General features: G+C 69.0%; 29 protein-coding genes and 1 pseudogene. 7 read left to right on the forward strand and 23 right to left on the reverse strand.

Annotation, left to right across the window (positions count from 1 at the left end; genetic code table 11):
* The first annotated feature begins 12 nt into the window (after positions 1–12).
* A complete protein-coding gene (locus tag MTAB308_RS11540) occupies positions 13–660 on the forward strand; it encodes a TetR/AcrR family transcriptional regulator (RefSeq protein WP_077099553.1) in 648 nt (215 codons plus the stop codon).
* Here MTAB308_RS11540 and MTAB308_RS11545 read toward each other — a convergent pair.
* Positions 587–1462, reverse strand: coding sequence for a helix-turn-helix transcriptional regulator (locus MTAB308_RS11545; protein ID WP_077099554.1), 876 nt, complete (start codon positions 1460–1462; stop codon positions 587–589). The two genes, MTAB308_RS11540 and MTAB308_RS11545, sit on opposite strands and share 74 nt — an antisense overlap.
* Before the next feature lie 74 nt (positions 1463–1536).
* Here MTAB308_RS11545 and MTAB308_RS11550 point away from each other — a divergent pair, with 74 nt between their 5' ends.
* On the forward strand, positions 1537–2175 hold the full coding sequence (locus MTAB308_RS11550; RefSeq protein WP_425436246.1) for a class I SAM-dependent methyltransferase: 639 nt from the start codon (positions 1537–1539) through the stop codon (positions 2173–2175).
* On the opposite strand, the gene MTAB308_RS11555 is transcribed toward MTAB308_RS11550, so the two are convergent.
* A complete protein-coding gene (locus tag MTAB308_RS11555; protein WP_077099556.1) occupies positions 2172–3404 on the reverse strand; it encodes a cytochrome P450 in 1233 nt (410 codons plus the stop codon). The genes MTAB308_RS11550 and MTAB308_RS11555 overlap by 4 nt on opposite strands.
* Complete coding sequence (locus tag MTAB308_RS11560; protein WP_083746508.1) at positions 3401–3976, reverse strand: TetR/AcrR family transcriptional regulator; 576 nt, start codon at positions 3974–3976, stop codon at positions 3401–3403. Before MTAB308_RS11560 ends, MTAB308_RS11555 begins: the two co-directional genes overlap by 4 nt.
* A 110-nt stretch (positions 3977–4086) precedes the next feature.
* Between MTAB308_RS11560 and MTAB308_RS11565 the strand changes: the two genes are divergently transcribed.
* The gene (locus MTAB308_RS11565; protein ID WP_077099558.1) at positions 4087–5121 is read left to right on the forward strand and encodes an NAD(P)H-dependent amine dehydrogenase family protein; all 1035 of its coding nucleotides are present in this window, start codon (positions 4087–4089) and stop codon (positions 5119–5121) included.
* On the opposite strand, the gene MTAB308_RS11570 is transcribed toward MTAB308_RS11565, so the two are convergent.
* Positions 5118–6350 carry a zinc-dependent alcohol dehydrogenase gene (locus MTAB308_RS11570; RefSeq protein WP_077099559.1) on the reverse strand — a complete coding sequence of 411 codons (1233 nt, stop codon included), beginning with the start codon at positions 6348–6350 and terminating at the stop codon, positions 5118–5120. The genes MTAB308_RS11565 and MTAB308_RS11570 overlap by 4 nt on opposite strands.
* On the reverse strand, positions 6347–7135 hold the full coding sequence (locus MTAB308_RS11575) for an SDR family NAD(P)-dependent oxidoreductase (protein WP_077099560.1): 789 nt from the start codon (positions 7133–7135) through the stop codon (positions 6347–6349). Before MTAB308_RS11575 ends, MTAB308_RS11570 begins: the two co-directional genes overlap by 4 nt.
* 96 nt (positions 7136–7231) lie before the next feature.
* Here MTAB308_RS11575 and MTAB308_RS11580 point away from each other — a divergent pair, with 96 nt between their 5' ends.
* The 3 genes from MTAB308_RS11580 to MTAB308_RS11590 are packed head-to-tail and all read left to right on the forward strand — an operon-like array spanning position 7232 to position 10019.
* Positions 7232–8185 carry a class I SAM-dependent methyltransferase gene (locus MTAB308_RS11580; protein ID WP_077099561.1) on the forward strand — a complete coding sequence of 318 codons (954 nt, stop codon included), beginning with the start codon at positions 7232–7234 and terminating at the stop codon, positions 8183–8185.
* Positions 8178–9086 (forward strand): class I SAM-dependent methyltransferase, encoded by a 909-nt coding sequence (locus tag MTAB308_RS11585; protein ID WP_077099562.1) that lies wholly within the window; start codon positions 8178–8180, stop codon positions 9084–9086. Before MTAB308_RS11580 ends, MTAB308_RS11585 begins: the two co-directional genes overlap by 8 nt.
* 9 nt (positions 9087–9095) lie before the next feature.
* A complete protein-coding gene (locus MTAB308_RS11590; RefSeq protein WP_077099563.1) occupies positions 9096–10019 on the forward strand; it encodes a class I SAM-dependent methyltransferase in 924 nt (307 codons plus the stop codon).
* Position 10020: 1 nt separating this feature from the next.
* Here the strand turns inward: MTAB308_RS11590 and sppA are convergent, their stop codons facing one another.
* A complete protein-coding gene (gene sppA / locus MTAB308_RS11595; RefSeq protein WP_077099564.1) occupies positions 10021–11796 on the reverse strand; it encodes a signal peptide peptidase SppA in 1776 nt (591 codons plus the stop codon).
* 39 nt (positions 11797–11835) lie between these two features.
* On the opposite strand from sppA, the gene MTAB308_RS11600 reads away from it, so the two are divergent.
* Positions 11836–12762 carry an LLM class flavin-dependent oxidoreductase gene (locus tag MTAB308_RS11600; RefSeq protein WP_077099565.1) on the forward strand — a complete coding sequence of 309 codons (927 nt, stop codon included), beginning with the start codon at positions 11836–11838 and terminating at the stop codon, positions 12760–12762.
* Here the strand turns inward: MTAB308_RS11600 and rplO are convergent, their stop codons facing one another.
* The 17 genes and pseudogenes from rplO to MTAB308_RS11685 form a co-directional block, all read right to left on the reverse strand.
* Complete coding sequence (gene rplO / locus MTAB308_RS11605; RefSeq protein ID WP_077099566.1) at positions 12763–13203, reverse strand: 50S ribosomal protein L15; 441 nt, start codon at positions 13201–13203, stop codon at positions 12763–12765.
* Complete coding sequence (rpmD, locus tag MTAB308_RS11610; RefSeq protein ID WP_077099567.1) at positions 13200–13382, reverse strand: 50S ribosomal protein L30; 183 nt, start codon at positions 13380–13382, stop codon at positions 13200–13202. Before rpmD ends, rplO begins: the two co-directional genes overlap by 4 nt.
* A complete protein-coding gene (gene rpsE, locus MTAB308_RS11615) occupies positions 13379–14056 on the reverse strand; it encodes a 30S ribosomal protein S5 (protein ID WP_077099568.1) in 678 nt (225 codons plus the stop codon). The genes rpmD and rpsE overlap by 4 nt, the downstream gene beginning before the upstream one ends.
* A gap of 22 nt (positions 14057–14078) precedes the next feature.
* The gene (rplR, locus tag MTAB308_RS11620; RefSeq protein ID WP_077100143.1) at positions 14079–14447 is read right to left on the reverse strand and encodes a 50S ribosomal protein L18; all 369 of its coding nucleotides are present in this window, start codon (positions 14445–14447) and stop codon (positions 14079–14081) included.
* A 41-nt stretch (positions 14448–14488) separates the two neighbouring features.
* Positions 14489–15028, reverse strand: a complete 540-nt coding sequence (rplF, locus tag MTAB308_RS11625) for a 50S ribosomal protein L6 (RefSeq protein WP_077099569.1) — start codon at positions 15026–15028, stop codon at positions 14489–14491.
* A gap of 12 nt (positions 15029–15040) precedes the next feature.
* Positions 15041–15439 (reverse strand): 30S ribosomal protein S8, encoded by a 399-nt coding sequence (rpsH, locus tag MTAB308_RS11630; protein ID WP_066907410.1) that lies wholly within the window; start codon positions 15437–15439, stop codon positions 15041–15043.
* 15 nt (positions 15440–15454) lie between these two features.
* On the reverse strand, positions 15455–15640 hold the full coding sequence (locus MTAB308_RS11635; RefSeq protein WP_011739072.1) for a type Z 30S ribosomal protein S14: 186 nt from the start codon (positions 15638–15640) through the stop codon (positions 15455–15457).
* Positions 15641–15644: 4 nt separating this feature from the next.
* Entirely contained in the window at positions 15645–16208 is a 564-nt protein-coding gene (gene rplE, locus MTAB308_RS11640; RefSeq protein ID WP_077099570.1) for a 50S ribosomal protein L5, read from the reverse strand.
* On the reverse strand, positions 16208–16525 hold the full coding sequence (gene rplX, locus MTAB308_RS11645) for a 50S ribosomal protein L24 (RefSeq protein WP_066931540.1): 318 nt from the start codon (positions 16523–16525) through the stop codon (positions 16208–16210). The genes rplE and rplX overlap by 1 nt, the downstream gene beginning before the upstream one ends.
* On the reverse strand, positions 16526–16894 hold the full coding sequence (gene rplN, locus MTAB308_RS11650) for a 50S ribosomal protein L14 (protein ID WP_077099571.1): 369 nt from the start codon (positions 16892–16894) through the stop codon (positions 16526–16528).
* 133 nt (positions 16895–17027) lie between these two features.
* Entirely contained in the window at positions 17028–17564 is a 537-nt protein-coding gene (locus MTAB308_RS11655) for a DinB family protein (protein WP_077099572.1), read from the reverse strand.
* Between the two features lie 27 nt (positions 17565–17591).
* Complete coding sequence (locus tag MTAB308_RS11660; protein WP_077099573.1) at positions 17592–18038, reverse strand: hypothetical protein; 447 nt, start codon at positions 18036–18038, stop codon at positions 17592–17594.
* A gap of 81 nt (positions 18039–18119) precedes the next feature.
* A pseudogene (locus MTAB308_RS11665) lies at positions 18120–18777 on the reverse strand (PE family protein); the annotation flags it as partial.
* Between the two features lie 254 nt (positions 18778–19031).
* Positions 19032–20489, reverse strand: a complete 1458-nt coding sequence (locus MTAB308_RS11670) for an HNH endonuclease signature motif containing protein (RefSeq protein ID WP_083746510.1) — start codon at positions 20487–20489, stop codon at positions 19032–19034.
* A 31-nt stretch (positions 20490–20520) separates the two neighbouring features.
* Entirely contained in the window at positions 20521–21429 is a 909-nt protein-coding gene (locus MTAB308_RS11675; RefSeq protein ID WP_245831408.1) for a DUF4436 domain-containing protein, read from the reverse strand.
* Between the two features lie 152 nt (positions 21430–21581).
* A complete protein-coding gene (locus MTAB308_RS11680) occupies positions 21582–22541 on the reverse strand; it encodes a DUF4436 domain-containing protein (RefSeq protein ID WP_077099575.1) in 960 nt (319 codons plus the stop codon).
* 136 nt (positions 22542–22677) lie between these two features.
* On the reverse strand, positions 22678–23568 hold the full coding sequence (locus MTAB308_RS11685; RefSeq protein ID WP_077099576.1) for a formylglycine-generating enzyme family protein: 891 nt from the start codon (positions 23566–23568) through the stop codon (positions 22678–22680).
* Between the last annotated feature and the right edge of the window lie 25 nt (positions 23569–23593).

The following is a 23593-nucleotide window of genomic DNA, read 5'->3' on the forward strand; positions in this document are numbered from 1 at the left end:
ACGCCAAACGAGATGAGCCTGCGCGAACGTAAGCGAACGCAGACCAGGCGGGAGCTCATCGGCGCGGCCATGAGCCTGTTCGAGGAAAAGGGCTACGAGGAGACCACCGTCGCTGAGATTGCCGCCGCCGCAGGAGTTTCCACCAAGACCTTCTTCAATTACTTCGCGAGCAAGGATGAGGTCCTCTTTCCCCACCTATCGCGCCGGATCGACGCCGCAGTGGCTCTCATCGAGCGGCGCGCACCGGATGATCGGATGGCCGACGTCCTCGTGGCGGCGATGCAGCACATGCTGGCCGATGCCCTCGCCGAGGAAGTCGAGGGCGGCCTGGCGGCGGTGCGGCTGCCGATGATCGTGTCGGTGCCCGCCGTTCAGGCGGCGACCCTGCACCGCTATTTCCTGGCCGAAACTCACTTGGCCCGGGCCCTGCATCGCGCGTATTCCGACGCGCTCGACCAGCCGGCCGCCGCCGCCGTCATCGGCTCGGTCATGGGGGCGGCGATCGCCGCCGCGCTGGTTTGCCTGCAAGACGAAGGCACCGCCGAGCAACTACGCGCCGCGGTCGAAGCCGCCATCGACATCGCGATCAACGGCGTGCGTGACCTGCCCACCCGGTCGCGCCGCGCCACGCGCGGGGCGAGGCGCCGTGCGCGCGGCTGAACAGCCGGCTGAAGTAGCCGGGATCGGACACCCCGACGCGGCTGGCCACCTCCGCGACCGGTAGGTCCGTTTCGGCCAGCAGCGCGCGGGCCGCGGCCATTCGGCGTTCGGTGATCCATTCGCCGACGGTGCGCCCGGTGCGGCGCCGCACGACGGTGGTCAGGTGGCCCGGCGTAATGCCGAGGTCGGCGGCCACGTCGCGTAGCGACAACGGCTCGCGGTGACGCCGGTCGATCACCTCGAACACCTCGGCCAGCAGCGGTTCCCCGCTGCGTCGCAGCTCGGCCACCACCGGGCCCGCCAGCCGCGCGAGGTCGATGAGGAGCAGCGTGAGATGCGCCAGGGCCGCCTGCCGATATCCGTCCTGCCGCTGGCGCAGCTCCGCTTCGATCGAAGTGATCGCGGCGTCCCACGCCGGCCGTCGTGGCGCGGGCACCTGTAGGCGCAGGATCCCGCCGGCGTGCCCGTGCAGGAACGGGAACAGCAGCGGGTGGGCCCGCCACGCCGGCCACGGCGATCGCCCGTCCTCGCCCAGGGCCGCGGGGTCGAAGAACACCGCGATACCGCCGTCGCGGTCGGCCAGCTGCTCAGGATCGAGCACCTCGCCCGCGGCCGCCACGTGGACCAGACCGGCCACCGGCAGGTACCACAGCGCCGGAAAGTCGTGGATGTGGCGACCGCGTCGGACGAAATCCTCGGGCCCCGACCGCGCCACCGACACCGGCGGCGTGGCGGGGTCGGTCCGGTATGCATAGACCGGCACGCCCGCGCGTTGGCGAACCATCCGGGCCGGCTGCGTCATGTCACCAAAGATAGTCCTGGTTTCACCGAGGATCGGCCAATTCCAGTTCCGGTCAGCGGTTCACCATGGATTGCGTGACGAAACATCATCCACATGACTACCTGCCCGCCGCCGGCCACGACGCGCTGCTCCCCGCTTACGACCTGATATCTCGCCTGCTGGGCATGAACAGGGTGCAGGAGGCCCTCATCGCGCAGGCGGAGCTGGACGACTGCCGCCGCATCCTGGAAATCGGCTGCGGCACGGGGAATCTCACAATCATGGCCAAGCGTGCCCATCCTCACCTCGAAGTGATCGGATGTGATCCCGACCGGCGGACACTGGACCGGGCGCGGCGAAAGACGGACGAGATCCGCTTCGACCAGGGCTACGCCGAACGGCTCCCCTACGCCGACGGCGAGTTCGACCGGGTGCTGTCATCGATGATGCTGCACCACATCGCTGACGACGCGAAACCCGCTGCGGCGGCTGAAATCTTCCGGGTCCTTCGCCCCGGCGGCAGGCTGCACCTGGCCGACATCGCCGGTGATGAGACCGACGAGCGCGGCCTGGCGGCCCGGCTCATCAGGCGCAGCCACCATGCGGCCGGCAACCTCGGCGACGCGATTCCCCGATTGCTGACCGCGGCCGGGTTCGACTGCACCGAGGTCGCATCGCAGCGACACCGCATTCTCGGGCGATTGAACTACTTCCGCGCCACCCGCCCGGCCTAGCTGTGGCTGAGGCGGACCGGTAGTGATTCGTACACGGTCATGTTGTTGCACAGGTCGGGCAGCGTCATCCTCGGCTCGCCGACTTCGATGACGCCGGATTTCAGCAAGACCTCGTCCAGGGCGGCCCGGACTTCCGCCCGGGCAAGCATGGCGCCCAAACAGTGGTGGGCGCCACCACCTCCGAAGGACTGGTGGGGGTTGGGATCGCGGCGAATGTCGAACCGGTGTGGACCCTCGAAGACGTCTTCGTCGCGATTGGCCGAGCGCAACATCGTCACCACGCGCGCACCCTCGGGGATCGTCACCCCGCCGAGGACCACGTCTCTGGTTGCTCCACGCACCCAGAACATGATCGGCGTGGAATAGCGGATCACCTCCTCGACCGCCGTGCGCCGTGCATCCGGATCGGACCGGTAGACCGCGATTTGATCCGGGTTGGCGACGAAGGCGCGAAGCCCGTCGCACAGTGCGTTTCGAGTCGTGTCCGCGCCGGCCAACCCGAGGATGAAGAAGAAGATCTCCAGCTCGTTGGCGGGCAACAGGAAACTCTGCCCCGACTCCGCCGTGATCTCCGCGGTGCACAGCGCACTCCAGATGTCGTCCACGGGATGTTCGCGTTTGTACGCGGTCAGCGCGCTGGCGTACTGGAACAACTCCATGAAGGGCAACAGGTCATCACCGTCGGGAACGGACATCTGCGCGCCGGCGGTCTTCAGCACCCGCTCGATCAAGCCGAACACATGCGGGCGGTCGGCGTCGGGAATCCCAACGATGTCGCCGATCACCGAGATCGGTAACCCCGCGGCCAGATCGACGAATTCGCCGCCGCCGGATTCACGCAGAGCGGCGGCCATCGCCCTGGCCCGATCGCGAATGCCGTCTTCCAGCTTGGCCACCGCGCGGGGCGTGAAAGCGCGAGCGATTACCTTGCGGCGAATCGTGTGATCCGGCGGATCCATGCTCACGATCGCCGGATAGGCGTCGAACAACGGCACATCCTGGATCAGCGGTCCCCGGGTCGCGGTAAACGACTCGTAATCGCGATGCACCCGGGCGACGTCGGCATGTTTGGTGCACACCCAAAACTCGCGACCGACGGTCGATTTCACGTCGTCGGTGAGTCGTTGATGAAACACCGGCGTACGGGCGCGCAACTCGGCGAACAGATCGTCCGGAAACCGCGACGCCCAGATCGCCGGCTCGGCGAGGTCGATCGTCGTGCCCGTCACTCAACGTCCTCCAGCTCTTTGCGCAGACCGGTCAGGATCAGGCGCAACCCGTATGCGAACGCCTCGTGGCTCGGCCCGTTCGCCCTGGCACCGGCGCGGCGGATGTGTTCGAGCTGAACCGAACCCAGCAGGTGGACGTACAGCGCGGCGTGCGCCGCATCGAAACGCTGTGCGCTCAAGCCAGATTCGCGCAGAATTCCGCGAGAGGCGCGGTCCATGTCGGCGGCCGCCGCGGTGTGCGCATGCTCCTGCAGCAGGACCGCGATCCCGGGCACCTCCACTAGCACCTTCCAGGCATTCATGTAGAGCGCGACCAATCGTGATTCCCAGTCGCCCTGCTGTGGCACCTCGATCTGCGCCAGCACCGACTCGATCAATAGGTCGAACAGTTCGCGCTTGTCGCGCACGTGGTAGTAGACCGATGACGCCGCCGTGCCGGCCTCGGCCGCGAGCTCCCGCATCGTTACCCGGCCGACGCCGACGCGCTTCGCCAGCCGCAACAGGTGCTTCGTCAGGTGGGCGCGGTCGAGCGCCCCGTAGCGCAGCACCGGCGCATTGGCCACACCCGTCACGAGCCATCCCCCTTTCGAACAACATTCGAATTCGAACAGGGTTCAGATTAGCGCAGTGGCCGCTTACGATGTCAAGGGTCCAGCGTCCGATGCACGACGGAGGAACACCGATGGCGCCCTACCGTGTGGTCCAGTGGTCAACCGGCAACATCGGCAAGCGAGCGCTCGGCATCCTGCTCGACCGCGACGACTTCGAGGTGGTGGGCGTGCACGCGCTGGGCGCCGATAAGGTGGGGCGCGACGCGGGCGCGCTCGCGGACCGGTCGCCGACGGGCGTCACCGCGACGAGCGACGTCGAGGCGTTGCTCGACCTGGCACCCGACTGTGTGAACTACATGCCGCGCGCGATCGACTACGAGCTGGTGGACACGATGCTGCGCCGCGGGATCAACGTGGTCACCACCGGAGACTTTCTGACCGGCACCCATCACCCGGTTGAACTCCCGGCGCTCGAGGAGGCTGCGCGGCGGGGCCAGGCCACGTTCCTGGGAACGGGATTCGAGCCGGGCTTCATCAATGTCGTCGCCGGCTTCCTCACCGGCGCCTGCCGCACCGTCCGCAGCGTCAAGCTGGTCGAAACGCTGGACTGCACAACGTATCCCATACCGGACGTGTGGAAGGTGCTCGGATTCGGCAAGATACCCCGTGAGCCGGTGACCCACCTCGACCCGGCGGCGCAACGATACGGCCTCGGCTACTTCGAGACGCTGGACATGATCGCCGCCATGCTGGGTACCGAGCTGGACTCCAAGGAGGCATTCGTCGAGCCCGCGGTGCTGACCCGGGATCTGGATCTGGGCTGGGTGGACTACGCCGCCGGCACCGCCGGGGGGCAGCGCCGCACCTATCGCGGTTATCGCGGCGGCCGCCCGGTGATCGAGCTGGCCATCTGCTGGACCATGAGCGACGACGCGCTCGACCCGAAGTGGACCGACCCCAAGGGTTTCAGCGTGGTGATCGACGGCGAGCCACGCGTCGACGCGACGATCCGGTTCGGCAACCCCGGCGAGGACGTGATGACCGTGTTGATGGACAGCACCGCCGTCGCGGCGGTCAACGCCATACCCTTCCTGTGCGACGCCGCACCGGGCGTCATCACCCCGATCGACCTGCCCGTCATCGGATCCCCGGGCGCCCTGCTCTAGCGCTGGTCGATGGCCACCTTGACCGCGCCGCTGTCGGCCTGATTGGCAATCGCCAGGAACGCGTCGCGCCACCGCTCCAGCGCGAAGGTGTGGGTCAGCATGGGGCGCAGATCCACCCGGCCGGACGCGGCCAGGTCCAGGTAATGGGCGATCGCGTGCCGCCGCCGGCCCTCGACCTCCTCGACGCCGAACGCGTTCGACCCCACGAGGGCGATCTCCTTGAAATACAACGGACTGTCCTCCCAGCGGCCCGGCGCGTGCACACCGGCCTTCACCAGCGTTCCGCGGGCGCGCAGGACCCGGACCCCGACCTCGAAGGTCTCCGGCTTGCCGATCGTGTCGTACACCACGTCGACCGCGCCGGGGTAGGCCATCGGCAGGCCGAGCAGCGGCCGGCGCAGCCGACCACCGCCCCACGCCGCCAGTTCCTCGATGACGGCCAGGCGGGGTTCGTGCTGCAGCACCAATTCGGCCCCGAACGCGCGGGCCAGCTCGCGCTGGGCGGCAAACCGCGCGACCACCGCGACGGCCACCTCGGGGTAGAGCGCCCGCAGGATCGCGACCGCGCACAACCCCAGCGAGCCGGCCCCGTACACCAGCACCCGGCCCGAGCGCGGCGGCCGGTGGCGGGTGATGGCGTGCAGGGACACCGAAAACGGGTCGGCGAACACCGCCAGCTCGTCGGGCACGGAATCCGGAACCGCGAAGAGCATGCTGTCGTGGGCCGGCATCAGTTCGGCGTAGCCACCGGTCACGTCAGCCGACACCCCGGTGTGGATGCCGGGCTTGATGTCGCCGTCGGTGAAGCTCCAGCACAGGCTGTAGTCGCCGGTTTCGCAAGCGGGACAGGGCGGCTCGATGCCGCGCGGCCCGCAGGACAGCCACGGGTTGAGCACCACCCGCTGGCCGATCTGCAGCCCCCGGGCCTTCGGCCCCAGCGCGACCACGTCGGCGACCACCTCGTGCCCCATGACTTGGGGAAAAGAGCAGAAGGCGGACATGGCGTTGTCGGCGTCGGCCTCGCCGAAATCCATCAGGATCTGCTTGGAGTCCGACCCACAGATCCCGGTCAGCCGCGGCCGGGTGATCACCCAATCCTCATGCGGCAGTACCGGATCCGGCACCTCCCGCATCGCGGTCGGGGTGCGGGCCAGGTTCTGGGTCAGCGTGTTGGCCGCATCGGGTACCGCGAAGGGCTCGGGCCGCACGCCATAGACGAGCGCCCTCATCGTGGCGACGCCTTGGTTTTGAGGCCGGCCGAGCCCGCGATGAACGCATCGATGTCGGCGTTCTTGGCGTCGACGACGGCTTTCATGTCGGGGACGTAGTGCTCGAAGGTGCCGGTGCCCAGCGCCTCGATGATCCCTTCGGCCACCTGGTCGGCGGGCACCTTGGGGCCCTGGTAGAGCGGTTCCTCGCTGCCCGGATGGTCCCAGATCTCGGTGTCGACGGGCCCCGGTTCGATGAGCTTCACCGCGACCCCGCTGCCGTGCAGGTCCACGGCCATCGCCTCGCTCCAGCCGCACAGCGCGAACTTGCTTGCACAGTAGGCGGTTTCGTGGACGATCCCGAGCCGGCCGCCGACGCTCGACACGTTGACGATCAGGCCCGACCCGCGCGCCAGCATCCGCGGCAGCAGCGCCAGCGTCAGCCGCATGGGCGCGAAGAAGTTGACCCGCATGACGTCCTCGACCTCGTCGGGCGCCAGGGCGGTGACGGGACGCCGCTTCGGGACCGCGGCGTTGTTGATCAGCACGTCGACGCCGCCGAGCGCTTCGGCTGCCCGCGCCGCGAGCCCGGGCAGCCCCGCGGTGTCGGCCAGGTCGGCCACCCACATCGCCGATCCCGGCGAGGCGCGACGGCAGTCGGCCAGCACCTCGGCCAAGCGGTCCCGCCGCCGGGCGATCAGCCCCACCACCGCCCCTCGCGCCGCCAGCTGCCGGGCCAGGGCCGCCCCCAAGCCCGACGAGGCGCCGGTGATCAACACCCGCTTGCCCGCCGCCGCGTACGTCATCCGTCAAGGTTGCCGCTAAACGCCGGAAGCGTACAGTGGGGAAGGCTTGTTATATCGGCTAAATATTAGATTAACTAGATCCGAACAGGGGCAACCATGACTTCCACCAGGTATGAGGGCGACACCTGGGACCTGGCCTCCAGCGTCGGGGTGACGGCGACCATGGTGGCCGCCGCCCGCGCCGTGGCCAGCCGCGCCGACCGTCCGCTGATCGACGACCCGTTCGCCGAGCCGCTGGTCCGGGCCGTCGGCGTGGACCTGCTCACCCGGCTGGCGACGGGCGAGGTCAATCCGGACGACCTGAACGACGTGCACGACGGGGCTGGGACTTCTGACGGCTCCACCGGGGCGATGTCCCGCATGGCCGACAACATGGCGGTGCGCACCAAGTTCTTCGACGAGTTCTTCCTGGGCGCCACGCAGGCGGGCATCAAGCAGGTCGTGATCCTGGCGTCGGGCCTGGACTCCCGCGCGTACCGGCTGGGCTGGCCCGCCGGAACCGTGGTCTACGAGGTCGACCAGCCGCAGGTCATCGAGTTCAAGACCCGCACGCTGGCCGAGCTGGGCGCGCGCCCCACCGCCGAGCGGCGGGTGGTGGCCATCGACCTGCGCGAGGACTGGCCCGCCGCGCTGCGCGCCGCCGGGTTCGACCCGGCGCAGCCCACCGCGTGGAGCGCCGAGGGCCTGCTCGGCTACCTGCCCCCGGAGGCGCAGGACCGCCTGCTGGACACCATCACCGAGCTCAGCGCGCCGGGCAGCCGGTTGGCCACCGAAAGCGCGCCCAACCCCGAGCCCGGGGACGAGGACAAGATGAAACAGCGCATGCAAGCCATCTCCGACCGCTGGCGTGCGCACGGCTTCGACCTGGACATGGCGGGGCTGGTCTACTTCGGCGACCGCAACGAGGCGGCCCCCTACCTGCGCGACCGCGGTTGGGCGATGAACGGCATCAGCATCCGAGACCTGTTCTCGGCCAACGACCTTCCGCCGCTGGCCGACGACGACACGCGCATGGGGGACGTTCTCTACGTGAGCGGCACGCATGAGTAAGGGACGCACCGACGGCGACAGCTGGGGCCCCGCGGCCAGCGTCGGGGCGACGGCCACCATGGTCGCGGCGTCCCGCGCCGTGGCGTCGCAGGGGCCCGACCCGCTGCTCGACGATCCGTTTGCCGATCCGCTGGTCCGCGCCGTCGGGCTGGAGCCCTTCATCCGCATCATCGACGGCGAGCTGGATTTCGAAGACGACGCGCTGTTCAACCGGAAAGCCCGGGCCCAGCAGATCACGGTGCGCACCCGGTTCTTCGACGACTTCTTCACCGGCGCCGCCGCGGACGGCATCCGGCAGGCGGTGATCCTGGCTTCCGGCCTGGACACCCGCGCGTACCGGTTGCGGTGGCCGGCCGGCACCGTGGTCTACGAGATCGACCAGCCGCAGGTCCTCGCGTTCAAAACCGACACACTGGCCAACCTCGGCGCCGAACCGACCGCGCGGCGCCGCGCGATCGCCATCGACCTGCGCGACGACTGGCCGGCGGCGTTGGCCGAGGGCGGTTTTGACGTCGCCCGGCCGACCGCGTGGAGCGCCGAGGGGCTGCTGCCGTACCTGCCGCCCGAGGCGCAGGACCGGCTGTTCGACAACATCACCGCGCTCAGCGCGCCGGGCAGCCGGCTGGCCACCGAGCATGTGCCGGACCCGAACGCGTTCTCCGACGAGCGCCTGGCCCGCATCTCGGAGCGGTGGCAGCGCTTCGGTTTCGACCTCGACGCGGCCGACCTGTTCTACCGCGGCGAGCGCAAGGTCGTCGTCGACTACCTGAGCAGCCACGGCTGGGAGGTGACGGCGAACCCCGCCAGGGACTTGTACGCGCGCAACGGGTTTGACTTCCCCGAGGACGAGATGGCGGCCACCTTCGGCGAGCTGAGTTATGTCGCCGCGACCCTCAAGTAGGGTTGACCCATGGCACGCGCGCATGACGACAACTGGGATCTGGCCTCCAGCGTCGGCGTGACCGCGACCATGGTCGCGGCCGGCCGTGCCATGGCCACCAAGGACCCCCGCGGCCTGATCAACGACCCGTTCGCCGAGCCGTTGGTGCGCGCCGTCGGGGTGGACCTGTTCACCAAGCTGATGGACGGCGAGATCGACTTCGACGCGATCGAGAACGCGTCGCCGGTGCGCATGCAGGCGATGAGCGACGGAATGGCCGTGCGCACCAAGTACTTCGACGACTACTTCGTCGACGCCACCGGCGCCGGCGTGCGCCAGGCGGTGATCCTGGCCTCCGGCCTGGACTCGCGCGCCTTCCGGTTGCCGTGGCCGGACGGCACGGTGGTCTATGAGCTCGACCAGCCGCAAGTGATCGAGTTCAAGACGACCACGCTGGCCGGCATCGGCGCCGAACCGACCGCCACCCGGCGCACCATCGCCATCGACCTGCGCGGCGACTGGCCCGCCGCGCTGAAGGCGGCGGGATTGGACACGACCGCGCCGACCGCGTGGTTGGCCGAGGGCCTGCTGATCTACCTGCCGCCGGAGGCCCAGGACCGGCTGTTTGACAACATCACCGCGCTGAGCGCCCCCGGCAGCGCCATCGCCACCGAATTCGTCCCCGGCATCATCGATTTCGACGCCAGCCGCGTGCAGGACATGGCCGGCGTATTCCGCGAGCACGGCGTCGACATCGACATGGCGTCGCTGGTCTACACCGGAGAGCGCAACCACGTCGTCGACTATCTGCGGTCCAAGGGATGGGACGTCGACGGCGTCACGCGGACCGAACTGTTCCAGCGCAACGACATCGAGGTACCCGCCCCCGAGCACGACGACCCGCTGGGCGAGATCATCTTCATCAGCGGCAGGCTCGCCGGCCACCCGGGCTAGGTCAAAGGCGCGAATTCCCCAGCCACAAAGCGCTGGCGCCGCTCAGCGTTTGCTCGGCGCTGTCCAGAATTCCGGCGATCGAGCGACCGAGCAGCGCGCCGAGCGCGTCCGGGAGCGACGCGGCGGCCGGTTGTGACGAGGCCCGGGGTCGCACCAGGTCCAGCAGCGACGAACTCGGATAGCCGACGAGGCGGACCTCGGTGTCCTCGTCCAGGCCCGCGAGGGCCTTGGCGCGCCGCACCGCGGCCCGGAAGCCACCGAGTTCGTCGACCAGGCCGCGCTCGGCGGCGTCGGCACCGGTCCACACCCGCCCCCGGGCGACGACATCCACCGCCCCGGTGCTCAGCTTGCGGCCCTCGGCGACCCGCTCCACGAAGTCGGTGTACATCAGGTCCGCCTCGGCCTCCCGATGCGCCCGCTGCTCCGGCGTGAACGGCGCATCGGCCGACCAGGCGTCGGCATTTGCGTTGGTGCGCACCGTATCCGACGCGACCCCCAGGCGACCCTTGAGGTCACGAACCACCAGCTTCCCGGTGATCACGCCGATCGAGCCGGTGATCGTGCCCGGATTGGCCACGATCGCGTCGGCGGCCATCGCGACGTAGTAGCCGCCGGACGCGGCGACCGCACCCATCGACGCCACCAGCGGCTTGCCGCGCTCGCGGGCCATTTTCACCTCGCGCCAGATGGTTTCGGACGCGGTGACCGAGCCTCCCGGGCTGTTTATCCTCAGCACGATCGCGGACACCGAATCGTCGGCGGCGGCCTCCCGCAGCGCCGCCGCGATGGTGTCGGCGCCGGCGGTGGGCGTGCCCAGCGGCAAAAATTGCGGGCCGCCGCGCCCGCCGACGATGTTGCCGTCGACGGTGACCACCGCGAACGTCGGCTTGGGCCGGCGCCCGGGCACCGGCGGCACGGGTGGGGTCAGTCGGGACCTGGCCGCCCCGGCGTAGCGTGCCAGGTACAGCCGGGGCGGCTCTTGGTCGCCCGAAGCGTCCTTCCCCCCAGCGAGTTCCGCCATCCGGGCATAGGCTTCGTCGCGGAATCCGATCCGGTCGACCAAGCCGGCGGCCACCGCGTCGTCGCGCAGCAGCGGGCCCCGGTCGGCCAGCGCGTCGAGCGCATCCGGCTCGACGTGGCGCGATTCGGCGACCGCCCGCCACACCTGGTCCTGCAGGCTCTGCAGCATCCGGGTGACGGCCTCCCGGTGGGCCTCGGTGAAGCCATGTTCGGTGAAAAGGTTTGCCGCCGACTTATATTCGCCCTTCGAGATGATCTGGGCTTCGATGCCCGCCTTGTCGAGCGCGTCGCGCAGGAACATCGCGTTGCTCGCGAAGCCGATCAGCCCGACGCTTCCCGCCGGCTGCATCCAGACCTCACCGAACGCGGAGGCCAGGTAGTAGGACAGCGTGCCGGGATAGGTCTCGGCCCACGCCAGGGACGGCTTGGCGGCGCTGAAGGCCTCGATCGCCGCCCGCAGCTCCTGCACCGCCGCCGGGGGGGACGCGCCCAGCTGCACGCGGGCGATCAGCCCGGCCACCCGGGGGTCCTCGGCGGCGCGGTGGATCGCGGCGACGGTGTCGCGCAGCGTCATCTGCCGGCCGGCCCCGGTGACGATCGCCAGCGGATCGAAGCCCGTCGCCTCCGGCGGCACCGAGCGCAGGTCCAACTCGAGCACGCAGCCGTTGGGCACGCCGTGATGGCGGGCGGTGTCGACCCGGCCGGCCAGCGCACGGACCTCGTCGATCCCGGGAATGGAGGGCAGAAAACCGAACATACTCTGCAGGGTACCGATCGGCGGTCGTACGGTGGTCGGGTGAGGTTTTCCATCGCCATCCCCCAATTCGACTACGACGGCTTCGACGCGCCGGGCATGCGGTCCTACCTGGCCCGCGCCGAGGAGCTCGGGTTCGAGGGCGGCTGGGTGCTCGAGCAGATCATCGGAACCGCACCCCTGCTGGCACCGTTGGAGCTGCTGGCGTATTGCGCCGCCTGCACGGAGCGGCTGCGCCTGGGGGTCGCCGTCCTGGTGACCTCGCTGCACGATCCGCTCCAGCTCGCCTCGGCCGCGACGGCCGTCGACCGGCTCAGCCACGGACGGTTGGACCTCGGCGTGGGAACCGGCGGCGGCTTCCGCCGATTCGACGCATTCGGCGTCGAGAAGTCAACGTACATTTCGTATTTCACCGAGGGCCTGGAGCTGATGAAGGCGGCCTGGTCCGACGAGCCCAGGGTGAGGTTCCACGGCCGGTTCCGCGATGTCGACGACCTACCGATTGCGCCCAAGCCGGTGCAGCGTCCCCACCCGCCGATCTGGTTCGGTGGGCTGGCACCCAAGGCCCTGGCCAGGGCGGTGCGCCTGGGAGACTCGTTTCTGGGCGCGGGCTCGTCGACCACCGAGGCCTTCGCCGGCGCCGTCGCGGTGGTGCGCCGCGAACTCGCCGAACAGCGAAAAGACCCGGCGCGCTTCACGATTGGCAAACGCGTCTATCTGATGGTCGACGACGACGCTTCCCGGGCCCGCGAGCGGGTGCTTGCCGGGCTACACCGCATCTACGGCGACATGCCCGGCGTCGACGACGTCCCGGTGTCGGGCACACCCGACGACGTGGCGCGCGGGCTGCGCGAAGTGATCGACGCGGGCGCCGAGTATGTGTTGCTCAATCCCGTCGGCGTCGACGTGCCAGAGAATCGCGAGCAGATGGAACGCCTTGCCGCGGAGGTGATTCCGCAGCTGGGCTGACTACAGCTCGGTCGCCGAGCCGCCCGCGGCGGTGATCTTCTCGCGCGCGCTGCTGCTGAACTTGTGCGCCGTGAGGTCGACCTTGACGGTCAGCTTGCCGTCCCCGAGGACCTTGACCAACGAGTTCTTGCGAACCGCGCCCTTGGCCACCAGTTCGTCCACGCCGATCGAACCGCCCTGCGGGAACAGCCGGTTGATGTCGCCGACGTTGACGATCTCGTATTCGGTGCGGAACCGGTTCCGGAACCCTTTGAGCTTGGGCAGCCGCATGTGGATCGGCATCTGGCCGCCCTCGAAGGTGGCCGGCACGTTCTTGCGGGCCTTGGTGCCCTTGGTACCCCGGCCGGCCGACTTGCCCTTGGAGCCCTCACCGCGACCGACGCGGGTGCGGGCTTTCTTCGACCCGGGCGCGGGTTTGAGGTCGTGCAGTTTGATGGTCACTTGGCCTCCTCCACCTGCACCAGGTGACGCACCACCGCGATCAGGCCGCGGGTCTGCGGGCTGTCCTCGCGGATCACCGAGTGGCGAATCCGCCGCAGCCCCAGGGTGCGCAGGCTCTCACGCTGCTTCCAGCGCGCACCGATGGTGCTGCGCACCTGGGTGATCTTGAGCTGACTCATGGTGTCGCCGCCTCTCGTGCCGCCGCACTGGCGAGCGCTTCGCTCTCCCGCCGCGCCTTCAACATCCCGGCCGGGGCGACGTCCTCGATCGGCAGCCCGCGACGAGCGGCCACCTCCTCGGGACGCTGCAGCAGCTTGAGCGCGGCCACGGTGGCGTGCACCACGTTGATCGCATTGTCGCTGCCCAACGACTTGGCCAGGATGTCGTGCACCCCAGCGCATTCCAGCACCGCGCGAGCCGCACCGCCGGCGATGACACCGGTACCCGGGCTGGCCGGGCGCAGCAGCACGACGCCGGCGGCGGCCTCACCCTGCACCGGGTGCGTGATGGTCCCGCCGATCAGTGGAACGCGGAAAAAGCCCTTGCGGGCCTCCTCGACGCCCTTGGCGATCGCGGCCGGGACCTCCTTGGCCTTGCCGTATCCGACGCCGACCATGCCGGCACCGTCACCGACGATGACCAGGGCGGTGAAGCTGAATCGCCGTCCACCCTTGACCACCTTGGAGACGCGGTTGATGGCGACGACCCGCTCCAGGTAGTTGCTCTTGTCGCCGTCGCGGTCACGACCGCCGCGGCCGCCACCATCGCGCCGGCCGCGGCTGTCACGGCTGTCACCGCGCGAGTCGCGGTTGTCGCCGCGGGCCTCGGGTCCGCCGGCTGACTGTTCCGCCATTATGCGGTCCTTCCAGTTGTCATCAGAAACTCAATCCGTTCTCGCGCGCGGCATCGGCCAGCGCCGCGATCCGTCCGCCGTAGGTGTAACCGCCACGGTCGAAAACCACGGAGTCGATGCCGGCGGCCTTGGCACGCTCGGCGATCAGCTGGCCCACCCGCACGCTGTGGGCTTTCTTGTCACCGTCCAGGCCCCGCACGTCGGCCTCGATCGACGAGGCGGCGGCCAGCGTGGTGCCGTCTTCGTCGTTGACCAGTTGCACGTGAATGTGCCGCGCCGAGCGGTGCACCACCAGCCTGGGACGCTGCGGGGTGCCCGCGATCTTCTTGCGCAGCCGCGCGTGCCTGCGCAGCCGCGAGACGCGTCGGGTCGCGGATACGCTCTGCCCCACCGGCTTCCGCGCGGCGGTCTCAGCCTTCTTTTGCGCCATGACTACTTACCTGTCTTTCCGACCTTGCGGCGGATCTGCTCGCCCTCGTAGCGCACGCCCTTGCCCTTGTACGGGTCGGGACGGCGCAGGCGGCGGATGTTCGCCGAAATCTGGCCGACCTTCTGCTTGTCGATCCCCGACACCGTGAACTTCGTCGGCGACTGGACCGCGAACGTGATGCCCTCGGGCGCCTCGATCACCACGGGGTGGCTGTAGCCCAGCGCGAACTCGAGGTTGGAGCCCTTGAGCTGCACGCGGTAGCCGACCCCGAAGATCTCCATCTTCACGGTGTAGCCCTCCGTCACGCCGGTGACGAGGTTGGACACCAGCGTGCGCGACAGCCCGTGCAGCGAACGGTTGCGCCGCTCGTCGTTGGGGCGGGTGACCACGATCGCGCCGTCGTCGTTGCGCGCCACCGTGATCGGCTCGGCGACCGTCAGGTTCAGGGAACCCTTGGGACCCTTGACCGAGACGTGCTGGCCTTCGATCGTTACGTCGACTCCGGTCGGTACCGGAACCGGCTGCTTACCAATGCGCGACATCTGTACTACCCCTCACCACACGTACGCGAGGACTTCGCCGCCCACGCCCTGTCTGGCCGCCTGACGGTCGGTGAGCAGACCCGAGGACGTGGAGATGATCGCCACGCCCAGTCCGCCGAGCACCCGCGGCAGGTTGGTGGATTTCGCGTACACACGCAAACCCGGCTTGGACACCCGGCGCAGGCCGGCGATACTGCGCTCCCGGCTCGGCCCGTACTTGAGCTGGATCACCAGCGACTTGCCGACGCGAGCGTCCTCGGTGCGGAAGTCGTTGATGTAGCCCTCGGCCTTGAGGATCTGGGCGATGTTGGCCTTGAGCTTGGAGTGCGGCAGGCTCACCTCGTCGTGGTAAGCCGAATTGGCATTGCGCAGACGCGTCAAGAAGTCCGCGATCGGGTCCGTCATCGTCATATCGTCAGTCCCCTGTCACCAGCTGCTCTTCTGCACACCGGGCAGCTCGCCCGCATGCGCCATCTCGCGCAGGCAGATTCGGCACAGCCCGAACTTGCGGAACACCGCGCGCGGACGGCCGCACTTGCTGCAGCGGGTGTAGCCGCGCACCGCGAACTTCGGCTTGCGCGCCGCCTTGTTAACCAGTGCCTTCTTCGCCATCTAGTCAGTTCTCCTTGAACGGAAAGCCGAGGGCCCGCAACAGGGCTCGTCCTTCGTCGTCGGTCGTCGCCGAGGTGACGACGTTGATGTCCATGCCCCGAACCCGGTCGATCTTGTCCACGTCGATCTCGTGGAACACCGACTGCTCGGCCAGTCCGAACGTGTAGTTGCCGACGCCGTCGAACTGCTTGGGCGACAGGCCGCGGAAGTCGCGGATACGCGGCAGCGCGATCGACGTGAGCCGGTCGAGGAACTCCCACATCCGGTCCCCGCGCAGGGTCACCCGGGCGCCGATCGGCATGCCCTCGCGCAACTTGAACTGCGCGATTGACTTGCGCGCCTTGCGGATCTCGGGCTTCTGCCCGGTGATCAGCGCCAGGTCGTTGACCGCGCCGTTGATCAGCTTGGCGTCGCGGGCGGCGTCGCCGACCCCCATGTTGACGACGACCTTGGTCACGGTCGGGATCTGCATGACGTTGGCGTAGCCGAACTGCTTGTGCAACGCGTCCCGAATCTCGTTGCGGTAGCGCTCTTTCAAGCGCGGCTGAGTCTTCTCTGCGGTGCTCATCAGATGTCCTTGCCGTTGCGCTTGGAGATGCGGACGCGCTTGCCGGTCTCCTCGTCCACCCGGTAGCCGATCCGGGTGGGCTTGCCGTCCGAGTCGACCACCATCACGTTGGAAACGTGGATCGGCGCCTCCTGCGTGACGATGCCGCCCGACCGCGCGCCGCGCTGGTTGGTCGAAATCGCGGTGTGCTTCTTGATCCGGTTGACGCCCTCGACCAGCACGCGGTTACGTTCCGGGTACGCCTGCAAGACCTTGCCCTTGGCGCCCTTGTCCTTGCCGGCGATGACGAGGACGGTGTCGCCCTTGTGGACCTTCATCTACAACACCTCCGGGGCCAGCGAGATGATCTTCATGAACCGCTTCTCGCGCAGTTCACGGCCGACCGGCCCGAAGATGCGCGTCCCGCGCGGGTCGTTGTCGGGCTTGATGATCACCGCGGCGTTCTCATCGAACTTGATGTAGCTGCCGTCGGGACGGCGGCGCTCCTTGACCGTGCGCACCACGACGGCCTTGACGACGTCGCCGCGCTTGACGTTGCCGCCGGGGATGGCGTCCTTGACGGTGGCGACGATGACGTCACCGATGCCGGCGTAGCGTCGCGCCGAACCGCCGAGCACCCGGATGCACAAGATCTCCTTGGCGCCGGTGTTGTCGGCGACCTTCAGCCGCGATTCCTGCTGAATCACTCGATCTCCTGACCTGGTTCATGTGTGCACGGCAGGGGGAACCCAAAAGCCTGACGTGCGCGGTCTTTGTCACCGAAGGGCACGCGGGGCCGATTCGCACCGGCCGAGGTCTGCCCAAGGCAACCCCTAGAGTCTAGGGGACGACCAGCTCAGAGCCAAATCTCTGGATGTCCGCGAGGTGATGGACGCCTTCGTGCATCGCCTGGCGGACCAGCCAGCGCGCGGTGCGCCGTTCGCCCGGCAATCGGGTCCCCGCGCGACCCCAGTCCTCCGTGCGCCTAACCTCCTCGCGGAATCCGGCGGTGCCGGCCGCCAGCTCGTTGAGCGTGGCCTCGATGTCGCAGTCGTTGTACCGGAACCAGCGGGCCCGCAGGTCGTTGAACATCGGCTCCCACGCGGGTTCGTGCTCCGTGCGGACGCGGTGCAGCCGGATGGTGAAGCTGACGTAGACGTCGCGCAGGTGGCAGAGGTACTCGGCGACCGACCACACATCGGGGGCGGGGCGCACGCGCCGGGCCTCGGGCGCGACCGCGCCGATCGCCTCCCGGACCGCGCCCGGCATGCCGGCGATGACGGCGACCGCGTCGTCGATCGGCGTTTCCAGATAAGCGACCGAGCAGGGGTCGCAGACGTGATCCTCGGCGGCAAGCGGCGGTAACGAGGCGGGCATGGGGAGATCCTGCACCTCCCGCGCCCGTCACCTCGTCGCGGGCGGCTGCGGGCAGGGGACCCTGATCGTGTTGTAGCGGCAGACCTCGTTCGGCACGTTCGGCGGCGGCGACTGCAACATCTCCATCCCCTGCTGCAGCATCTGCGACACCTCCGGCGGCAGTACGACTCCCGGCGGCAAGGGTGGCATCGGCAGCCCCGTTCCCGGCAGCTCCACCGCCCCCGGCGGCCAAACCGCCCCCGGTGGCATGAGCGACACGGCGGGAGCCGGCGACGGCGGCGGACAGGCGACCCTGACCGTGTTGAACCGGCAGACCTCGTTCGGGTCGTTCGGGTCGTTCGGCGCCGGCACGTCGGTGGCCCGGTCCACCAGGCGCACCGGCCCCGGTGGAGACGTGTTTTCACCCCCCGCAGCCAGCAGCGATCCGGCCGCGACGAGAACGCCGGTGACGGCGGCCAGCGCAACATTCTTCATGGTGGCTTTCAGGGTTGCAGCCGCAGCTCGCAGTGGCGTGGGAGACGACTGTGATCACCGTTAGAAGGGCCGGGGCTAGGAGCCGCCGTTGCCGCCGTTGCCGCCGTCGGTGAAGCCGGACACGGCAACGGTGCCGCCGCCACCCCCGCCCCCGCCGCTGCCGGCGCCGCCGCCGAAGCCGGGATTGGCGCTGCCGCCGTTGATCTGGACGGGACCCCCCGCCCTGGCCGCCATTGCCCCAAAGCCCGGCGTTACCGCCCCTACCGCCCGGCTGCCCGAGCGCCCCAGACCCGCCATTGCCGCCATTACCCCATAAAATGCCGCCCGCGCCACCGGGCTGCCCGGTCCCCGGCGACCCGTTGGTGCCGTTGCCGATCAGCGGACGCGCCAACACCAGCTCGGTGGGCGCATTGATCACGCCCAACACGTCTTGCTCGATGGTCTGCAACGGCGATGCGTTGGCCGCCTCGGCCAGCGAATACGCGCCCCCCGCACCGCCTAAGGCGCGCACAAATTCCGCATGAAACGCGGCCGCCTGCGCACCCAACGACTGATACGCCTGACCGTGGCTGGAAAACAGCGACGCCACCGCCGCCGACACTTCATCACCAGCGGCGGTCACCACCGCCGTCGTCGGGGCCGCCGCCGCCGTATTCGCGGCGGTCAGGCCCGAGCCGATTCTGGACAGATCCGACGCCGCCGAGGCCATAAATTCTGGGGCCGCCAACACATACGACATCGCAACCTCCCGCGAGGTCGCCGACACATCAACGCATCGGGTGAAGATGAAGAGCGTTTAAAGCGTACGCCGATGCCACCCCGATATTCCAGCGTCGGGTCGATCGTTCGGGCGCACCGCTTCCGGCCCTGACCTCCCCAAAGGGTTGCGCCAAGACGAGTCAAACGTTGACGTGGATGAAGCCGACTCGGTCCGGGGTTCGCTCTTTGTGAAACATCTACGGGGAAGCCGGTAGCGCACCGCAAATGGCCCATTCAGAACGGCGGTGGTTCCTCGTCGTCGGTGCGTGGTGGTAGGGCGAAGTAGTCGCGCCGGATGGGTTTTCGGGCGAGTCTGGCCTGGCGGTTGTGGCGGCGTTCGGTGGCGATGCGGGTGGCCCGTTGTTGGGCGCGGGTGCGGCGGCGTCGGGGCATCTTGGCGGTGCGTTCCCCGCAGCGCGGGGTGTCGGGGGTGTCGGGGATCGACAGGTGGGCGGTGGGCGCGCACAGGCTGGGGAAGAGCAGGGCGCTGCCGGGGGTGGTGATGTAGGTGTGCCCGTCGGGGAGCCGCCAGATCACCGTGCCGTCGGCGAGTTGTTGGTCGCGCCAGCCGCAGAAGGTTTTGAGTAGATGGTGCAGCCGGCACAGGCATTTGAGGTTTGAGGCGTGGGTGGGGCCGCCGCGGGCGTGCGGGATGGTGTGGTCGAGGTCGCACGCGATCGCGGGGCGGTCACAGCCGGGGGCGCGGCAAGTCAGGTCGCGGCAGCGCACGAAGTCGGCCAGCGCGGTGGAGGGCAAATAGCCGTTTTCCGGTGGGGCGTCGGCGGGGTTGATCAGGGGTCGCAGTGTGGCCGAGGCGGCCAACTGCTGGACGAGTTCGGCGGTGATGAGCCCGTCGGCGCCCACCGCCGAGGCCGCGGTGGTGGCGGCGCCGTCGAGGGTGGCCTGCTCGGCGATCACATGAATCACCACCGGGGCGGCGGCGGGGCGTGTGCCGGCCGCGCAGTCCGGGCGCGCGCAGCGGCACCCGAGCCGGTCGGCCCCGGCGGCCAACGCGCCCAGGGCATCAGCGCGGCGCTGTTCGCGGGTGCGCGGGTCATGGGCACACACCGTGGCCGCCAGCGCGTCCAACCGCTGGTCCAGCGCGCGGGCATCGGTGCTAAACAGCTGGCCCTGGACCTCGGCCAGGCCGTCACCGACATCGGCGATCCAGACCTCCCGGTCCACCTGGCGCTCTTTGCGCCGGCGCACCGCATCGGCGTCCGCGCGGGCCACGATCTTGTCCACCTGGGCGGCCAGCCGGCCGCGCGTCATCGACGGCCAGCGCGCCACGCCGGCGGCCAATTGGGCATCCACACTGGCCAGCACCGTCTCATCGACGATCAAATCGGTGCGATAGGCGATCGTGGTGAACAGCCGGTAGTCGATGTCGCCGGCCGCAAACACCGCGCCCACCCGCGGGAGGCGCTCACACAGCGCCCGGGCATCGCGCAACCGGCAAGCGGCCAGCCCTGGTCCGATCCGCAACGCCGCGGCGATCTCGGCGCCCACCTCCGCCATGGTGTCGATGGCCCAGTCGTCGATATCAGCACAGCGCGACAACCGATACCGAAACAACTCGTGGATGGCCACCAGCTGCGCGGCCGCCGCCCGATTCTCCGCGCGCGTAGCCGCACAAATCCGCTCCACCAGGACCGCGGGCTCCGGCGCTTGCGATGAGGCTCTATCGAACATAAGTTCGAGTATGCCATTGGGGTCCGACAGTTCAGGTCGAATGCCGGTACCAGGCGGCGATGTACAAGACCAGCGCCGTGGCCAGCGCGATCAACACCCAGATCACGACGGCCTGATCGATCCAGGCGCCCGCGGGCGGGGTGCCGGGGAGGATGTTGCGAAGCGGCACGACGGCGAACAGCATCGCGGCATACCAGGTGGAAAACGGCGGCAGGAATTGCCGTCGACCGGTGAGCATCTGAATGGCCACGAACAGCGCCAGCGTCGGCAGCGTGATGAGGACCAGGCAGATCCCGAGATCGAAGACGAGCGGCCCCTTGGCCCGCTGCAGGGTGACGACGACGTTGTCCGGGCGATCGGAATCGCGGCTGTCCCGACCGACCCGCCGCACCGAGATGTCCCACCCCTCCAGCGATCCCGTCACCTCGACGCGCGCGGGTTTGTATTGACGGCCATCGCCGGTTCCGACGAGCACGTCCGCCTGGATGGCGTCGGTTCGGTATGAGTCGAACGGCCAGTCGCCGGGCTCGCCGTGGGCCTCGATGGTGGTGGCCACCTGCGCAGGCAACTTCCCCACCGGGTACTGCAGATCGCCCAGGTCGTTCTGCGGGAAGAAGCGCACGGAGGTGTCGGTGTTCAACACGTTCAGCCGCTTGTTGATCATCGAATCGTCCGGCATCACAAGAACTTTCACGTCGAGGCGATTCTGCACGGCGTGCAGCTGCTCGAAGCGCACCAAAACCACGGTGCCCTCGGCGGTGTTCACGTCCGGCTCGGCAAGCGGGCCCGGCGCGGAGGCCAGCCAGTGGTAGCCGAACAGCGAGAACGCGTAGACCACGACGACGCCCACGATGATGGAGACATCGAGGACGAGGTGTCGCCGCCGCGGCTTACGCGGACGGCCCTGGCCGTTGGCCGGCGCGGCCAGCGATTCGGCCAGACGGGTTATCGCCTCGTCCTCTCGAATAGTCACGAAGGCTGATGCTAGCAACGCACGTGTTTGCTGGCAGCTTTTGACCATCGCCGCCACGAGCTTGTAACGCGGGCCGCTACCAGCGTTAACACATCGCGGCTAGCCAACCCCTTCGGGCGTCAGTCCCCTTGCCGGACCCAGGCGAAGATGTACAGGCTCATTGCCGTCACGAGCGCGATCAGCACCCACTGCACGATGGCCTGGTCTATCCAGGAGCCGGGCGGCGGGGCGCCGGGCAGGATGTTGCGCAACGGGACGATCGCAAAGAGGTTCGCGGCGTACCACGTCGCGAAGGGCGGCAGGAACTTCCTTCTGCCCAGCGCCATCGGGATGGCGACCAACAGGGCCAGGGTGGGCAGGCTGATGAGCACCAGGCAGATGCCCAGGTCGAAGATCAGCGGACCCTTGGCCCGCTTGAAGGTGATGACCACATTTCCGTTGTCGGTGCCCCGCTGGGTGGGGAGCGCACCAGGGTCGTGCAGCCGCTGCACGCTGACATCCCACCCGTCGAGCTCACCGGTGACCTCGACGCGGGCGGGCACCTTCTTGACGTTGTCGCCGGACCCGACGAACGCGTCGGCCGAGATCGGTTCGGTCCGGTAGGAGTCGAAGGGCCAGTTGCCCGGATCGCCGTGCGCCTCCACGGTGGTGCTGAGTTGCGCCGGCGCCTTTCCCTTCGGGTAGTGCAGGTCGCCCAGGTCGCTGGTCGGATACAGGCGCACGCCAACATCGGTGCCCAGCACGTCGAAGCGATTGTCGTAGGCCGAGATACCTGGGTAGACAAGGACATTCACGGTAAGTCGGTTCGCGACGGGCTTGAGCTCCTCAAGGCGCAGCTGCACGATGGTCGCATCACCCCCGCCCTGGCTGAGATCCAGCGGAGGAAGTGGGGCCTCCGCTTCCTGCAGCTGGTGGACGCCGAACAGGGATAGGGCGTAGGCGGAGATGACGACGAGCAGAATGCTCACGCCGATTGCGATGCGCGGCTTGCGGAACTGTTTGCCGGTCGGCGGCGGTGGCGCCGGCGGTTCGTCGGACGGCGGTGGCGGAGCCGGTGTCGTCTCAGCCTCAGCGGTCATTGCTGACCCGCGCGCGCAGTGGGGGCAACACCGATCAGATGCTAGTTAACTCGAGCCGGTCCCGCGCGGTGACGAAAGCCCCGTCATGCACCGTCCATCCGACGGTAACCCCGCGGTCGCTTTGCTGTCGGGCGGCCTAGCGCGAGGGCGAATCCGCCACGCACCGAAACCCGATGTGGGTGGTCGCGGTGTCCTGTGATTGCGGTGACCGCGCCGCCGGGCGGTAGCGGTGGCAATACTCCGGCGCGCACAGGTGCGAACCGCCCTTGAGCGTCTGGCTGACGGACGGATCCGCCGGCCCGGAGGGCGCGCAGCAGGCCTTCGGAGGTTGATCGAGCCGGTGGTGTGCGGAGAACTCGGTGGTGGTCCACTCCCAGACGTTCCCGATCATGTCGAGCAGCCCGAACCCGTTGGGCGGAAAGGTTCCCACGGGCGAGGTGCCCACCCACCCGAGCGCGCCGTCGTTGCGATACGGGAACCGCCCCTGCCACGTGTTGGCCATCAGCCGACCGTCCGGGTTCGCGTCGTCCCCCCAGGAGTAGGTCGCCGTGGTTCCGCCGCGGGCGGCATACTCCCACTCGGCCTCGGCCGGGAGGCGCCGACCAGCCCAGCGCGCGTACGCCGCCGCGTCCGGGTACGCCACCTGCAATACCGGGTGATCGGCCCTGCCCTCCAGGTCGCTACCCGGCCCGAACGGATTTCGCCAGCTGGCGCCCGGCACCCAGTCCCACCATTGCCGCCAGTCACGCAGGTCCACCGGGCCTTGTGTCGGGCGGAAGACCATGGCGCCCGGACACAGGTCCGCAGGATCCGCGCCCGGGTACTGCGCCGGATCTATCGGCTGCTCGGCGACGGTCAGATAGCCTGTGGCGGAAACGAATTCGGCGAACTGCGCGTTGGTCACCGGGTGGCGCTCCACCGCGAAGCCCGCCACGGTCACGGTGTGGATCGGCGCCTCTTCGGGGTAGAAGCTCGTCGAACCCATGCGGAATGATCCGCCCGGCAGGTCGACCAACTCCGTGAGCACCCCTTCAGGGTAGGACGGCCGTTCC

The sequence above is a fragment of the Mycobacterium terramassiliense genome (genome assembly GCF_900157385.1).
GTDB classification, from domain to species: domain Bacteria; phylum Actinomycetota; class Actinomycetes; order Mycobacteriales; family Mycobacteriaceae; genus Mycobacterium; species Mycobacterium terramassiliense.

Coding starts and splice junctions, on each gene's coding strand:
- MTAB308_RS11540 (WP_077099553.1), top strand. CDS start 13: ATGAGCCTGCGCGAACGTAAGCGAACGCAGACCAGGCGGGAGCTCATC.
- MTAB308_RS11545 (WP_077099554.1), bottom strand. CDS start 1,462: ATGACGCAGCCGGCCCGGATGGTTCGCCAACGCGCGGGCGTGCCGGTC.
- MTAB308_RS11565 (WP_077099558.1), top strand. CDS start 4,087: ATGGCGCCCTACCGTGTGGTCCAGTGGTCAACCGGCAACATCGGCAAG.
- MTAB308_RS11570 (WP_077099559.1), bottom strand. CDS start 6,350: ATGAGGGCGCTCGTCTATGGCGTGCGGCCCGAGCCCTTCGCGGTACCC.
- MTAB308_RS11575 (WP_077099560.1), bottom strand. CDS start 7,135: ATGACGTACGCGGCGGCGGGCAAGCGGGTGTTGATCACCGGCGCCTCG.
- MTAB308_RS11580 (WP_077099561.1), top strand. CDS start 7,232: ATGACTTCCACCAGGTATGAGGGCGACACCTGGGACCTGGCCTCCAGC.
- MTAB308_RS11585 (WP_077099562.1), top strand. CDS start 8,178: ATGAGTAAGGGACGCACCGACGGCGACAGCTGGGGCCCCGCGGCCAGC.
- MTAB308_RS11590 (WP_077099563.1), top strand. CDS start 9,096: ATGGCACGCGCGCATGACGACAACTGGGATCTGGCCTCCAGCGTCGGC.
- sppA (WP_077099564.1), bottom strand. CDS start 11,796: ATGTTCGGTTTTCTGCCCTCCATTCCCGGGATCGACGAGGTCCGTGCG.
- rpmD (WP_077099567.1), bottom strand. CDS start 13,382: ATGAGTCAGCTCAAGATCACCCAGGTGCGCAGCACCATCGGTGCGCGC.
- rpsE (WP_077099568.1), bottom strand. CDS start 14,056: ATGGCGGAACAGTCAGCCGGCGGACCCGAGGCCCGCGGCGACAACCGC.
- rplF (WP_077099569.1), bottom strand. CDS start 15,028: ATGTCGCGCATTGGTAAGCAGCCGGTTCCGGTACCGACCGGAGTCGAC.
- rpsH (WP_066907410.1), bottom strand. CDS start 15,439: ATGACGATGACGGACCCGATCGCGGACTTCTTGACGCGTCTGCGCAAT.
- MTAB308_RS11635 (WP_011739072.1), bottom strand. CDS start 15,640: ATGGCGAAGAAGGCACTGGTTAACAAGGCGGCGCGCAAGCCGAAGTTC.
- rplE (WP_077099570.1), bottom strand. CDS start 16,208: ATGAGCACCGCAGAGAAGACTCAGCCGCGCTTGAAAGAGCGCTACCGC.
- rplX (WP_066931540.1), bottom strand. CDS start 16,525: ATGAAGGTCCACAAGGGCGACACCGTCCTCGTCATCGCCGGCAAGGAC.
- MTAB308_RS11655 (WP_077099572.1), bottom strand. CDS start 17,564: ATGCCCGCCTCGTTACCGCCGCTTGCCGCCGAGGATCACGTCTGCGAC.
- MTAB308_RS11660 (WP_077099573.1), bottom strand. CDS start 18,038: ATGAAGAATGTTGCGCTGGCCGCCGTCACCGGCGTTCTCGTCGCGGCC.
- MTAB308_RS11670 (WP_083746510.1), bottom strand. CDS start 20,489: ATGTTCGATAGAGCCTCATCGCAAGCGCCGGAGCCCGCGGTCCTGGTG.
- MTAB308_RS11680 (WP_077099575.1), bottom strand. CDS start 22,541: ATGACCGCTGAGGCTGAGACGACACCGGCTCCGCCACCGCCGTCCGAC.